14 protein-coding genes are annotated in these 13,067 nt (G+C 49.3%); 12 read left to right on the forward strand and 2 right to left on the reverse strand.

Annotated elements, in window-relative coordinates; translation table 11 throughout:
- Positions 1-68: 68 nt before the first annotated feature.
- From GQ51_RS08510 to ald, 12 genes are all read left to right on the forward strand, one after another.
- Positions 69-443 (forward strand): ATP synthase subunit I, encoded by a 375-nt coding sequence (locus GQ51_RS08510; protein WP_047554062.1) that lies wholly within the window; start codon positions 69-71, stop codon positions 441-443.
- 33 nt (positions 444-476) lie between these two features.
- Entirely contained in the window at positions 477-1,319 is an 843-nt protein-coding gene (atpB, locus tag GQ51_RS08515) for a F0F1 ATP synthase subunit A (RefSeq protein WP_047552090.1), read from the forward strand.
- A 96-nt stretch (positions 1,320-1,415) separates the two neighbouring features.
- Positions 1,416-1,682 (forward strand): F0F1 ATP synthase subunit C, encoded by a 267-nt coding sequence (gene atpE / locus GQ51_RS08520; protein WP_047552092.1) that lies wholly within the window; start codon positions 1,416-1,418, stop codon positions 1,680-1,682.
- 92 nt (positions 1,683-1,774) lie between these two features.
- A complete protein-coding gene (locus tag GQ51_RS08525) occupies positions 1,775-2,245 on the forward strand; it encodes a F0F1 ATP synthase subunit B (RefSeq protein ID WP_047552096.1) in 471 nt (156 codons plus the stop codon).
- A 37-nt stretch (positions 2,246-2,282) separates the two neighbouring features.
- Complete coding sequence (locus tag GQ51_RS08530; protein WP_047552099.1) at positions 2,283-2,819, forward strand: F0F1 ATP synthase subunit delta; 537 nt, start codon at positions 2,283-2,285, stop codon at positions 2,817-2,819.
- 18 nt (positions 2,820-2,837) lie between these two features.
- Entirely contained in the window at positions 2,838-4,379 is a 1,542-nt protein-coding gene (gene atpA / locus GQ51_RS08535) for a F0F1 ATP synthase subunit alpha (protein WP_047552102.1), read from the forward strand.
- A 23-nt stretch (positions 4,380-4,402) separates the two neighbouring features.
- Positions 4,403-5,341, forward strand: coding sequence for a F0F1 ATP synthase subunit gamma (gene atpG / locus GQ51_RS08540; protein WP_047552104.1), 939 nt, complete (start codon positions 4,403-4,405; stop codon positions 5,339-5,341).
- 62 nt (positions 5,342-5,403) lie between these two features.
- Positions 5,404-6,831: a F0F1 ATP synthase subunit beta gene (gene atpD, locus GQ51_RS08545; protein ID WP_047552106.1), complete on the forward strand. Its 1,428-nt coding sequence runs from the start codon at positions 5,404-5,406 to the stop codon at positions 6,829-6,831.
- Positions 6,832-6,872: 41 nt separating this feature from the next.
- Positions 6,873-7,298, forward strand: a complete 426-nt coding sequence (locus GQ51_RS08550) for a F0F1 ATP synthase subunit epsilon (protein ID WP_047552108.1) — start codon at positions 6,873-6,875, stop codon at positions 7,296-7,298.
- Positions 7,299-7,405: 107 nt separating this feature from the next.
- Positions 7,406-8,776, forward strand: coding sequence for a bifunctional UDP-N-acetylglucosamine diphosphorylase/glucosamine-1-phosphate N-acetyltransferase GlmU (glmU, locus tag GQ51_RS08555; RefSeq protein WP_047554063.1), 1,371 nt, complete (start codon positions 7,406-7,408; stop codon positions 8,774-8,776).
- 167 nt (positions 8,777-8,943) lie between these two features.
- The gene (gene glmS, locus GQ51_RS08560) at positions 8,944-10,773 is read left to right on the forward strand and encodes a glutamine--fructose-6-phosphate transaminase (isomerizing) (protein ID WP_047552110.1); all 1,830 of its coding nucleotides are present in this window, start codon (positions 8,944-8,946) and stop codon (positions 10,771-10,773) included.
- A gap of 50 nt (positions 10,774-10,823) precedes the next feature.
- Positions 10,824-11,942 (forward strand): alanine dehydrogenase, encoded by a 1,119-nt coding sequence (gene ald / locus GQ51_RS08565; protein WP_047552112.1) that lies wholly within the window; start codon positions 10,824-10,826, stop codon positions 11,940-11,942.
- 17 nt (positions 11,943-11,959) lie between these two features.
- Here the strand turns inward: ald and thpR are convergent, their stop codons facing one another.
- On the reverse strand, positions 11,960-12,517 hold the full coding sequence (thpR, locus tag GQ51_RS08570) for an RNA 2',3'-cyclic phosphodiesterase (RefSeq protein ID WP_052177777.1): 558 nt from the start codon (positions 12,515-12,517) through the stop codon (positions 11,960-11,962).
- A 19-nt stretch (positions 12,518-12,536) separates the two neighbouring features.
- Positions 12,537-13,064: a CAP domain-containing protein gene (locus tag GQ51_RS08575; RefSeq protein ID WP_052177778.1), complete on the reverse strand. Its 528-nt coding sequence runs from the start codon at positions 13,062-13,064 to the stop codon at positions 12,537-12,539.
- Between the last annotated feature and the right edge of the window lie 3 nt (positions 13,065-13,067).

Consider the following 13,067-nt stretch of genomic DNA (forward strand, 5'->3'; position numbering starts at 1 on the left):
CGAACGCTAAAGCTGATATTTCACGCGTTTGTAAATAAATAGTGTTTAAATTAATTGGGTTTAAGTCATTGTCAGCATCAAATACAACAGATGTTTTTAGTAAGATGCTTAAAATCCAGGCAATTGCTACGGCAGCAGTGGCTGTCGTTGCGCTGGTTCTGGCGGGGTTAAATGCAGGATTGTCCGCCGTTTTGGGTGGTGCCAGTGTGATTGTTGGTGCGTATGCGGCAACAATGGTTGCCAGACGCAGCAAAAATAAAAATGAAGCTTCGGCAATCCTGATCAATTTGCTCAAGGCAGAAGCAGTAAAGATTCTGGTGATAATCGTACTTTTGTTTATCATCTTTGTAGTTTTTAAGCAGTTGGTGCCGTTTGCACTGATTGCAGGTTTGGCGGCTGCTGCTCTTTTTTCCGGCGCAGCCCTCAGTAAGTTAAACGTGTAATTTAAACAACCGTTTTTAGAAAAATATTGGATTATGGCCACAGAACACGCAGATAACGCACAACATGCTGAACACGCTCTTACACCATCAGGTTATATCGAGCACCATTTAAGTTTTAATGCGCATCCTATCAATGAAGGTGCTGGGTTCTGGACCTTGCATGTTGACACTTTTGTGATGTCGGTAGCGCTGGGTTTATTGGTGATGGGTTTGGTGTGGCTGGCGGCGCGTAAGGCTACTGCCGGTGTTCCTGGCCGCGGCCAGGCCTTTGTTGAACTGGTGTTCGGTTTTGTAGATGACCAGGTTAAGAATATTTTCCACGGCAATCGCCACAGTTTCATCGCCCCAACCGCTTTGACCGTGTTTTTATGGGTGTTCGCAATGAACTCCATGGACTTTTTACCGGTTGACTGGGTTGCCGGCCTCGTTTCATTCTTTGGTGGCGAGCATGCCAAGTGGCGTGCGGTACCTACCTCAGACATCAATACAACATTCGCGTTGGCGCTGTCTGTATGGATTCTTATGATTTTCTTTGCTATCAAGGTCAAAGGCCTGGGCGGTTTCATCCATGAGTTATTCTGTGCCCCATTCGGTACCAAAATCTGGGTGTGGCCTGCTAATTTCCTGTTCAATCTGATTGAATATGTTTCAAAACCGCTTTCACACTCATTGCGTCTGTTCGGTAATATGTACGCCGGTGAAGTGATCTTCCTGCTGTTGGGTCTATGGGCTGCTACAGGCGTAACGGGCACTATCGCCGGTGCGATCCTGGGAGCTGGCTGGTCAATCTTCCACATTTTGATCGTTGCGTTGCAAGCGTTCATTTTCATGATGCTGACAGTGGTTTACTTAGCTATGGCGCATGAGTCACATTAAGATATTCAGGTTTTAAGCAGTACCGTTTTTGTAATTCAGTAGTTTTATTTTTAGTTGTAGTTTGATTGTAAGTTTAATTTTAGAGAGGGTAATAACATGGATGCATTAGCATTGATTCAAGCCTACACAGGCGTTGGTATTGGTTTAATTATTGGTTTGGGCGCTGCTGGTGCTTGTATCGGTATCGGTATTATGTGTGCTAGCTTCCTGGAAGGCGCTGCACGTCAACCAGAAATGATCCCGGCTTTGCAAGGTAAAGTGTTCTTGCTGTTAGGTTTGATCGACGCGTCATTCATTATCGGTGTTGGTCTTGCAATGATGTTTGCATTTGCTAACCCATTATTGAGCGTAGTTGCCAAGTAATTGAAGCTGGGTAATTAAGCAAAATTAAGCCAACTAGTCATTAAACGATGTTTAATGACTAGTGCTTTTATGATTAACAATATGGATCAAAAATGAACATTAACTTTACACTTATCGCACAAGCTATCGCATTTGCTGTGTTGATTTGGTTCACAGTGAAATTCGTTTGGCCGCCGCTGTTAAAAGCGATTGAAGCGCGCCAAAAAGAAATCGCCGATGGTTTGGCTGCAGCGGCAGATGGCAGAAGTGCTCTGGAAGTGGCTGCCAAGAAATCAGAAGCGACATTGACTGAAGCTAAACAAAAGGCAAGTGAAATCATTGCACAAGCTGAAAAACGCGGCACACAAATCATCGAAGAAGCTAAAGGTAATGCCAAAGTTGAAGGTGACCGTATTATCGCTGGCGCTAAAGCTGAAATTGACCAGGAAGTTAACCGTGCAAAAGAAGGTTTGCGCGCACAAGTTTCTACATTGGCAATTGCAGGTGCTGAAAAAATCCTGCGTAAGGAAATTGACGCAGCAGCTCATAGCGAATTGTTAGCGAAACTCGCGGCAGAACTTTAAGGCCTAGAGAAACAGGCAAGGGATAAAGGAAAATCACATGGCTGAAATATCAACCATCGCAAGGCCTTATGCTGTAGCTGCCTATAAATTAGGCCGCGAGCAGAATGCACTGGGCAAATGGTCTGAGATGTTGGGTTTTGCTGCTGCAGTTGCAAACGACGCGCAAATCAAGGCTTATATTCAAGACCCAAAAGTAGTGAGCAGCGAGCTGCAGGCAACTTTCTTGAAGGTGTGCGGCGATAAACTGAATGAAAACGGGCAAAACCTCATCAAGGTTTTAGTTGAGTATGGCCGTTTATCCATTCTGCCGGAAATCTACAGCGCATTTGAAGCACTCAAAGCGCAGGACGAAGGTACATTGGACGCAGAAATCATTGCTGCAGCTAAAATCAGCGCAGCAGATACCAAGGATTTGGTAAAGCGCTTGGAAGCAAAATTCGGCAAGAAAATTGAAGCTAGTGTTTCTGTAGATCCAGAAATCATCGGTGGCATCAAGATTATCGTTGGCGATACCGTAATAGACGCATCCGTCAAAGGCCAGTTACAAAATTTAGCCTATACGCTTACAGCTTAAGGCACAGGAGACAAAGCAATGCAGTTATCTACATCAGAAATCAGTGAACTGATTAAAAGCAGATTAGAAAATTTTTCGACCAGTGCTGAAGCGCGTACTCAAGGTACGGTAATTTCAGTCACTGACGGTATCGTTCGTATTCACGGTCTTTCAAACGTGATGTCTGGCGAGATGATCGAATTCCCAGGCAATACATTCGGTCTGGCACTTAACCTTGAACGTGACTCAGTGGGTGCTGTGGTTCTGGGTGACTACGAACACATTACCGAAGGCGATACATGTAAATGTACAGGCCGCATTCTGGAAGTGCCGGTGGGTCCTGAACTGATCGGCCGCGTTGTGAACGCGCTGGGTCAGCCAATCGATGGTAAAGGCCCTGTTAACGCTAAAATGACCGACAAGATCGAAAAAGTTGCTCCTGGCGTTATTGCACGTAAATCAGTTTCACAACCAGTGCAAACCGGTCTGAAATCAGTTGACTCAATGGTTCCGGTTGGCCGTGGCCAACGTGAACTGATCATCGGTGACCGTCAGACAGGTAAGACTGCGGTTGCAGTGGATGCGATCATCAACCAGAAAGGTCAGAACATGACCTGTATCTACGTTGCGATCGGCCAAAAGGCTTCTACTATCGCTAACGTGGTGCGTAAACTGGAAGAAAACGGTGCTTTAGAGTACACGATCGTAGTTGCAGCAGCAGCTTCTGATTCTGCAGCATTGCAGTTCCTGGCACCATACGCCGGTTGTACTATGGGCGAATACTTCCGTGACCGTGGTCAAGATGCATTGATCGTTTATGATGACTTGTCAAAACAAGCGGTTGCTTACCGTCAAATCTCATTGCTGTTGCGCCGTCCACCAGGCCGTGAAGCTTACCCAGGTGACGTGTTCTACATCCACTCACGTCTGCTGGAGCGTGCTGCTCGTGTAAACGAAGAGTATGTAGAAAAGTTCACTAACGGTGAAGTTAAAGGCAAAACAGGTTCATTGACTGCATTGCCAGTAATTGAAACAGCGGCTGGTGACGTTTCCGCATTCGTTCCAACCAACGTGATTTCTATTACTGACGGCCAGATCTTCCTGGAAACTGACTTGTTCAATGCCGGTATCCGTCCTGCGATCAACGCTGGTATTTCAGTGTCACGCGTAGGTGGTGCAGCGCAAACCAAAGTCATCAAGAAACTGGGTGGCGGTGTACGTTTGGCTCTGGCTCAGTACCGCGAATTGGCAGCGTTCGCGCAGTTCGCATCTGACCTGGATGAAGCGACACGTAAACAATTGGACCGCGGCCGTATGTTTACCGAATTGATGAAACAAGCACAATATGCACCGTTAAGCGTATCAAACATGGCAATTACCCTGTTTGCAGCGAATAAAGGTTACTTTGATGATGTTCCAACCAACAAGGTATTGGCATTTGAAGGCAAGTTGCACGGTTTCATTGCTTCTAAATACAAAGCATTGGCTGATGCGATTGAAACAAGCAAAGATTTAAGCGGCGATAACGAGAAAGCACTTGAAGCAGCTATTCAAGACTTCAAAGCGACAACTGCTTACTAATATCTAACTATTAGGACACTAAAATGGCTGGTAGTAAAGAAATTAGAACCAAGATCAAGAGTGTAGAGAATACACGCAAGATCACTAAGGCGATGGAAATGGTGGCCGCTTCTAAAATGCGTAAAGCGCAGGATAGAATGCGTGCATCACGTCCATACGCCGAGAAAATCCGCAATGTTGCAGCTCACCTTTCACTCGCGCATTCTGAATACAAACACCCTTTTCTGTTAAAACGCGATCAGGCCAAGAATATCGGCATTATCGTTGTAAGCTCAGACAAGGGTCTTTGCGGCGGTTTGAACACCAACGTGCTGCGTATGACAGTGAACCAGATGAAAAACTGGGAAGCTGAAGGCAAGGAATTATCTGTCAGCGCCATTGGCAACAAAGGCTATGGTTTCATGAACCGTATCGGCGCCAATGTGAAATCACACATTACCGGATTAGGCGATGTACCGCATCTGGATAAACTGATCGGTACGATCAAGGTGATGCTGGATGCTTATACATCTGGTGAAATCGATCAGCTGCATATCTGCTACACCCGCTTTATCAATACCATGAAGCAGGAGCCGGTAATGGAGCAGTTGCTGCCATTGACTGCTGAGCGTTTAGGTACACATCCGACGGAAGATAAAGCGGAAGCATTGAGCACCAGTGCAGTAGTTAAGAGTGTTGTGCAGATCGGCGCAGCAAAAGGCCATTGGGATTATATCTATGAGCCTGAAGCGCAGCCGGTGATTGACGAGTTGATGGTGCGCTACATTGAATCATTGGTGTACAACGCAGTTTCTGAAAACATGGCGTCCGAGCAGTCATCACGTATGGTTGCGATGAAGGCGGCTTCCGACAATGCGAAGAACGTGATTGCCGAACTGAAACTGGTTTACAACAAAGCGCGTCAAGCGGCGATTACCAAAGAGATCTCGGAGATCGTTGGTGGCGCTGCCGCGGTTGCATAAGCGATAAAGAATTTAATTAAAGTAATATCTGACTAACAGTACGTTTGAGTCGAGGAAAAAAGATGAGTACAGCAAATATTGGTAAAGTAGTGCAATGTATTGGCGCTGTGGTGGACGTTGAGTTCCCACGTGATCAAATGCCAAAAGTATTTGAAGCGTTGATCATTGATGACGCATCAAGCCAAGCGGAAGCTGGTTTGACATTGGAAGTGCAACAGCAATTGGGTGACGGCATTGTGCGTACTATTGCCATGGGCTCATCTGATGGCCTGGCACGTGGCACAGCATTCAAATCAACCGGTGCGCAAATTCAAGTGCCGGTAGGTACAGGCACTTTGGGCCGTATCATGGACGTATTGGGTCGCCCAATCGATGAGGCTGGCCCTATCGATTCTGACGAGCGTCGTTCAATTCACCAGAAAGCACCTACATTTGAAGAGTTATCTCCATCTGTAGACCTGCTGGAAACCGGCATCAAGGTGATTGACCTGGTTTGCCCATTCGCCAAGGGTGGTAAAGTTGGTCTGTTCGGCGGTGCCGGTGTAGGTAAAACCGTTAACATGCTGGAACTGATCAACAACATCGCTAAGCAGCACTCAGGTTTATCAGTGTTTGCAGGTGTGGGTGAGCGTACTCGTGAAGGTAACGACTTCTACCACGAGATGGCTGAAGCTGGCGTTATCAAGCTTGACGACATGAAAGAATCAAAAGTAGCGATGGTTTTCGGTCAGATGAACGAACCGCCAGGCAACCGTCTGCGCGTAGCTTTGTCAGGCTTGACCATGGCTGAGAAATTCCGTGACGAAGGTCGTGACGTGTTGTTCTTCGTTGACAACATCTACCGCTACACATTGGCCGGTACTGAAGTATCAGCGTTGTTAGGCCGTATGCCTTCAGCTGTAGGTTACCAACCTACCCTGGCTGATGAAATGGGTCGTCTGCAAGAGCGTATTACTTCAACCAAAACGGGCTCTATTACTTCTATCCAAGCGGTTTATGTGCCTGCGGATGACTTGACTGACCCATCACCAGCAACAACATTCCAACACTTGGATTCAACAGTTGTGTTGTCACGTGACATCGCTTCATTGGGTATCTACCCAGCGGTTGACCCATTGGATTCAACATCACGCCAGTTAGACCCATTGGTGGTTGGTGAAGAGCATTACCAAGTTGCACGTTCAGTACAGTCAACATTGCAACGCTATAAAGAATTGCGCGACATTATCGCGATTCTGGGTATGGACGAGTTGTCACCGGAAGATAAATTGGCTGTTGGCCGTGCACGTAAAATCCAGCGTTTCCTGTCACAACCTTTCCACGTTGCTGAAGTGTTTACCGGCGCACCTGGTAAATACGTGCCATTGAAAGAAACAATCAAAGGCTTTAAAGCGATTGTTGCCGGCGAGTACGATCACCTGCCAGAGCAAGCGTTCTACATGGTAGGTGGTATTGAAGAGGCTGTTGAGAAGGCTAAGACTCTTAACTAAGTTTTGCTTGGTTAATTAGTTAAACGCTTTAAGGAAAAAAAATGGCAAATACTGTTCATATTGATGTAGTCAGTGCAGAAGCAAGCATTTTCTCAGGTGAAGCTGAGTTTGTGGTTGCGCCTGCCAGTGCCGGTGAAGTGGGTTTGTTCCCTAATCACGCACCTATGATTACTACCATCAAGCCTGGCGCTTTGCGTATCAAGCAAGCCAATGAAGCGGAAGAGACTTTGATTTTTATCTCAGGTGGTTTGCTTGAAGTGCAGCCTGGCGTAATCACGGTTTTAGCTGATACGGCAGTGCGTGGTCATGATCTGGATGAAGCAAAAGCGCTTGCAGCTAAAGAAGCTGCAGAAGAAGCGCTCAGAAACAGGACTTCAGATATCGATTACGCAACAGCGCAAGCTGAGTTGTCAGAAGCGGTTGCGCAGATTCAGACAATTGAGCGCTTACGTAAAAAAGCACACTAATTGTTGTGAAACAGATGGTGTAACAAGCAAAAAGGCAGCCTCGGCTGCCTTTTTTGTTATACTTTGACTATGACCATGCGCTTTTACGGCGCGCTATCAGATTGATTATGAGCAAATTAAACATTGTGATTCTTGCTGCGGGTAAAGGTACCCGCATGTATTCAGACCTGCCGAAAGTTTTACATGCCGTTGGCGGCAAGCCGATATTAGGACATGTGCTTGACTGTGCCAAATCACTTGATCCACACAAAATAATCGTAGTGTATGGCTTTGGCGGCGACATCGTAAAACAGGCTTTTGCACATGAAAATATTATCTGGGTCAACCAGGCTGAACAGCACGGTACGGGCCATGCGGTACAGCAGGCGGTGCCGCATCTGGATGCGGACGCCGACACGCTGATCTTGTTAGGTGACGTACCGCTGATAGAGGCGCAGGCATGCCGCAATCTGCTTAAGCAAGCGCAGAACAGACTGGCGATCCTGTCTTTCAATAAAGCAGACCCAACAGGTTACGGGCGCATCGTGCGCAATGCCATGTACGGCGTAACGGCGATCGTGGAACACAAAGACGCGAGTGAAGAGCAGCACAAGATCACTGAAGTAAATACCGGCATCATGGCAATGCCCAATGCAAATCTAACGCAATGGCTGTCCAGGCTGGATAATCACAATGCGCAGGGCGAATATTATTTAACCGACATTGTGGCAATGGCGGTTAAGGATAATATTGATGTCGTGGCTGAGATTACGTCAGATGAATGGTCGGTGACCGGCATTAATTCCAAGACAGATTTAGCGCAGATGGAACGTGTACATCAAAGCAGAATCGCAAATAAACTATTACAGCAAGGAGTCACTCTCAAAGACCCTGCCCGCCTCGATGTCCGTGGAGCGCTTAGCTGTGGCCGCGACGTAGAAATTGACGTGAATTGCGTGTTTGAAGGCACCGTGACCTTGGGCAGCAATGTGAAGATCGCTGCGAACTGCGTGATAAAGAATGCAGACATTGCAGCGGGCACCCACATTGCACCATTCACCCATATTGACGATACGCATATCGGCGAGAACGCCCGTATCGGGCCTTATGCGCGTTTGCGACCCGGTACTACACTGGCGGCGGAAACGCATATCGGCAATTTTGTGGAACTGAAAAATGCCCAGGTGGATGTCGGCAGTAAGATCAACCACCTGAGTTATGTCGGCGACAGCACGGTAGGCAAGAACGTCAATATCGGTGCCGGCACCATTACCTGCAACTATGATGGTGCCAATAAATTCAGGACGGTGATAGAAGATGATGCTTTTATCGGCTCGGATTCACAGCTGGTAGCGCCAATTACGATAGGCCGCGGCGCTACGATTGCTGCGGGTTCAACGATCACCAGGGATGCCCCGGCGGAGCAGTTGACGTTCTGCCGCGCCAAAGAACAGAAATCCATTGCCGGCTGGAAACGACCACAGAAGATAAAGAAATAGCAGAAATCTTAATGATCCCGTCATTCTTGCGCAGGCGGGAATCCAGTTCAGTATGTAAAGCAGCCTAGATTCCCGCCTGCGCGAGAATGACGAAGCTGATATTTTTTAAAATGACGCACTCGATGCCACTTCGAAGCGCGCTCTAAAAAATGAAAGAATAAACAAATATGTGCGGCATTGTAGGTGCAGTAGCAAATAGAAACGTCGTTTCAACGCTGATAGAAGGCCTGAGCCGCCTGGAGTACCGTGGCTATGACTCGGCCGGTATTGCGGTTCTGAACGGCTCCGGCATCGAACGCGTGCGTGCCGTGGGCCGAGTATCTGCCATGACAGAAAAAGCCAATGACGTCGGTTTGAATGGCCAGGTGGGCATTGGTCATACGCGCTGGGCAACGCATGGCGGCGTCACTGAGAGCAATGCGCATCCGCATGTATCGAAAGGTGAGCTAGCCGTGGTGCATAACGGCATCATTGAAAATCACGATGAGCAGCGTACACGACTGAAAGCACTAGGTTATGAGTTCACTTCGCAGACCGATACCGAAGTGATCGCTCACCTGATTCATTATTACCACCAGGACCTGAGCCTGCTGGCTGCTACGCAAAAAGCGGTGAGCGAGCTGACCGGGGCATTTGCAATCAGCGTGGTCTCCATTAAGGAACCGGAGCACATGGTAACGGCACGCCTGGGCTGCCCATTGCTCATTGGCCTGGGTGAAGACGAGAATTTTATTGCTTCTGATGTTTCAGCCGTGCTTTCAGCCACGCGCAAAGTGATCTATCTCGAAGACGGCGATGTCGCGGATGTCTGCCGTGATGCGGTAACAATCTATGGCCGCGATGGCAGCATTGTCGAGCGTAAAATCCATATGAGCGATGTATCGCTTGCGAGCATGGAGCTTGGCCCATACTCGCATTTTATGCAGAAAGAGATCCACGAACAGCCACGTGCCCTGACTGATACGATTGAAGCGCTGATTGATGACAATCGTTTCTCTGCTCAATTATTCGGTGCCAACGCGAGTGAAATCTTCAAACAGGTGGATAGCATCCTGATTCTGGCAGCCGGCACCAGCTATTACGCGGCACTCACGGCAAAATACTGGCTGGAAAGTATCGCCAGGCTGCCGACCAATGTTGAAATTGCCAGTGAATACCGTTACCGTGAATCTGTGCCTGATCCGAAACAGCTGATCGTGACGATTTCGCAATCCGGTGAAACATTGGATACGATGGAAGCGCTGAAACATGCCAAAGCACTCGGTCAGAACCTGACGCTGGCTATCTGCAATGTGCAGGAAAGCGCCATTCCAAGGGCTTCGCAACTGGTATTTTACACCCGTGCCGGCGCCGAGATTGGCGTTGCATCAACCAAAGCCTTCACCACGCAACTGGTCGCTTTATTTACCTTGGCGGCAACGCTGGCAAAACAACGCGGCTTGCTGAGCGCGGAAGCAGAACAGGAGCATTTAAGCGCGTTGCGCCAGCTGGCAGGTAGCGTGCAGCATGCACTGAATCTGGAACCGCAAATCCGTGAATGGGCGAAATCATTTGCCAATAAACAGCATGCTTTGTTCCTGGGTCGCGGCATACATTACCCGATTGCGCTGGAAGGCGCATTGAAGCTCAAAGAGATTTCTTATATCCACGCCGAGGCTTACCCTGCCGGCGAGCTTAAACACGGCCCCCTGGCGCTTGTAGATAGCAATATGCCGGTCGTTGTGATTGCCCCGAATGATGCATTGCTGGAAAAAGTAAAATCCAATATGCAGGAAGTGAAAGCGCGCGGCGGTGAATTGTTCGTATTTACGGATGCAGACAGCCACTTTACCGCATCGGAAGGCGTGCATGTGATCCGCACCCCGCGCCACGTGGGTGTGCTCTCCCCTATTCTGCATACCATACCGGTACAGATACTGGCCTACCATGCGGCGCTGATTAAAGGCACAGATGTGGATAAGCCGAGGAACCTGGCGAAGAGCGTAACGGTGGAATAGCGGTAATAGCTCTGCCGGCAATGTGAATTATTGTGTGAGGAGCTTAAAGCATGCTGATCGGTGTACCTAAGGAAATCAAGGTGCGCGAGTACAGGGTTGGACTGGTGCCTGCGAACGTGCATGAGCTGGTAAGCCATGGCCATCAGGTGCTGGTCGAGACTGGCGCAGGTGCAGGGATCGGTGCGGATGACGCCCAATACCAGGCTGCAGGGGCCACAATCGTGGCTACTGCACAGGAAATATTCGAGCGTGCCGGACTGATCGTCAAGATTAAAGAGCCGCAGGCTGTTGAGCGCAGATGCCTGAAACCCGGCCAGATCCTGTTCACTTACCTGCATCTTGCGCCTGATGCGGAGCAGACGCACGATTTGATTGAATCGGGTGCTAGCTGCATCGCTTATGAAACCGTAAGCGCAGATAACGGCAGGCTGCCCTTGCTTGAACCGATGTCCGCAGTCGCCGGGCGCCTTGCGATCCAAGCCGGTGCTCATTTTCTTGAAAAAACACACGGTGGTTCCGGCATACTGCTCGGGGGCGTGGTGGGGGTCGAGCCCGCTAAGGTGACGGTGATCGGCGGCGGCGTGGTTGGCATGAATGCCGTAGACGTGGCTTTGGGCATGGGCGCTTCAGTGACGGTGCTGGACCGCAATGTAGATACCCTGCATGGGCTCAGAAAGCATTTCGGCACGCCACTCAATACGGTTTATTCAACCGCAACCACAATAGCGCAGCATTGCATGAACGCTGACCTGGTGATCGGAGCCGTATTGGTGACGGGCGCAACCGCCCCCAGGCTGATTACCCGCGATCTCGTAAAGCGCATGAAACCCGGCAGCGTGATTGTTGACGTGGCGATTGACCAAGGCGGCTGCTGTGAAACCTCTCGCCCGACCACGCATGATGCGCCGACCTTTGTGCTTGATGGCGTGATCCATTACTGTGTCGCCAACATGCCGGGGTCTGTGCCGCGCACTTCAACCTATGCGCTGAATAATGTGACGCTGCCTTATGTGCTGGCCCTTGCTGATAAAGGTTTATCGGCACTGCGTGAAGATAAACACCTGCTTGACGGCCTGAATATACATCTGGGCAAAGTCACTAATCAGGCGGTCGCTGCGGCGCATGGGCTGGCATATTGCGATGCACTGACTGCGTTGGGAACAGCCTGATGATGCAGGAATAGTGTTCAGGCTGCAAATGGCCATTCATGCAGGGTTCTGTATTCTGCCCCGTGGTTGGCCATGACCGATTCCACCAGCACCAGAGAGTTCACTTGCCACGCTACAGGCGCAAAGTACTGGGGCGCTAACATATGTCCAACGTTGCGAAACAGTGTAACGTGCGGGCTGAATCCGGTGCCATCACCCGCGGTAAATCCTGCGTCTGCAAGTTCGCGCTGCAATGTTGCGGCTAGTGTCTCCAGTGCGGGTTCTCTGGCGGCCAGTGTAGCGTAGCCGATGCGATTATGTTTCCAGAATGCAAGCGTATCCAGTTCAAGCCTGAAAGGCATTATAGCTGCGGCTATATCTGCCGCTGCTGCCAGCTTAGGCAGTTGCGAGCGTTTTATATTGCCTATGAATTGCAAAGTCAGGTGCAGTGTGTCCGCGCGCATCACACGGGCATTGCATTTAACCTGATATGCTTCAGCAATGGCATGCAGTTGGCGCTGAATGGCAGGTTCCGGCCACAGTGCAAAAAATACACGGATGATATCCGCATTTTTTATTGGTGCCGGCCTTTTCATACCGGCCCTGGTGAATGATTCAGTAAGGTGTTTCACCTGCGATATTCCCGGCAGGAGAATAATGACACACCCAGATCTGCTCACGGCTATCGCTGCAAGTCGCCATGCCACAGCCGACTTTTGCGGTGTCGCGCCATACGATTTGTGTGTAATGACCGCATATCGCTCCGGTTCTGCATGCATTGCGTGCAAGGTCATAGTCATCTTTTTCGTTAGCCCAGCTATCGATCACTTCAGTCGGTGAAACTTTACGCAGTTCTTTACGGCCGTCTGACCACATGAGTGGGCTTGCCCAGTAGAGATTCTCACCATAGCTGCCTTTAGGCTTGCTATGCTGCATAGTGCAATGCTGTGATTGTTTTAAATGGTTCGCCCAGGCCTGCGCTGATTTAGCCAGTTTGGGCGAGTGGCTAAGTGCTTGAACGCCTGCTTCGGCACGCCACTTGTTATGCGCAGCAACAACCGCTAATGGGGCGACTGCTTCGGCATGGGCTGCGGGAACCAACAGGATTGCAATGCAAAAGTGAATAATGGCCTTGAATATCATGAT

Origin of the sequence: Methylotenera sp. G11 (assembly GCF_000799735.1) — a bacterium.
Classification (GTDB): domain Bacteria; phylum Pseudomonadota; class Gammaproteobacteria; order Burkholderiales; family Methylophilaceae; genus Methylotenera.

Coding starts and splice junctions, on each gene's coding strand:
- thpR (WP_052177777.1), bottom strand. CDS start 12,517: ATGAAAAGGCCGGCACCAATAAAAAATGCGGATATCATCCGTGTATTT.
- GQ51_RS08530 (WP_047552099.1), top strand. CDS start 2,283: ATGGCTGAAATATCAACCATCGCAAGGCCTTATGCTGTAGCTGCCTAT.
- ald (WP_047552112.1), top strand. CDS start 10,824: ATGCTGATCGGTGTACCTAAGGAAATCAAGGTGCGCGAGTACAGGGTT.
- atpB (WP_047552090.1), top strand. CDS start 477: ATGGCCACAGAACACGCAGATAACGCACAACATGCTGAACACGCTCTT.
- GQ51_RS08575 (WP_052177778.1), bottom strand. CDS start 13,064: ATGATATTCAAGGCCATTATTCACTTTTGCATTGCAATCCTGTTGGTT.
- atpD (WP_047552106.1), top strand. CDS start 5,404: ATGAGTACAGCAAATATTGGTAAAGTAGTGCAATGTATTGGCGCTGTG.
- GQ51_RS08525 (WP_047552096.1), top strand. CDS start 1,775: ATGAACATTAACTTTACACTTATCGCACAAGCTATCGCATTTGCTGTG.
- glmU (WP_047554063.1), top strand. CDS start 7,406: ATGAGCAAATTAAACATTGTGATTCTTGCTGCGGGTAAAGGTACCCGC.
- GQ51_RS08550 (WP_047552108.1), top strand. CDS start 6,873: ATGGCAAATACTGTTCATATTGATGTAGTCAGTGCAGAAGCAAGCATT.
- glmS (WP_047552110.1), top strand. CDS start 8,944: ATGTGCGGCATTGTAGGTGCAGTAGCAAATAGAAACGTCGTTTCAACG.
- atpG (WP_047552104.1), top strand. CDS start 4,403: ATGGCTGGTAGTAAAGAAATTAGAACCAAGATCAAGAGTGTAGAGAAT.
- atpA (WP_047552102.1), top strand. CDS start 2,838: ATGCAGTTATCTACATCAGAAATCAGTGAACTGATTAAAAGCAGATTA.
- atpE (WP_047552092.1), top strand. CDS start 1,416: ATGGATGCATTAGCATTGATTCAAGCCTACACAGGCGTTGGTATTGGT.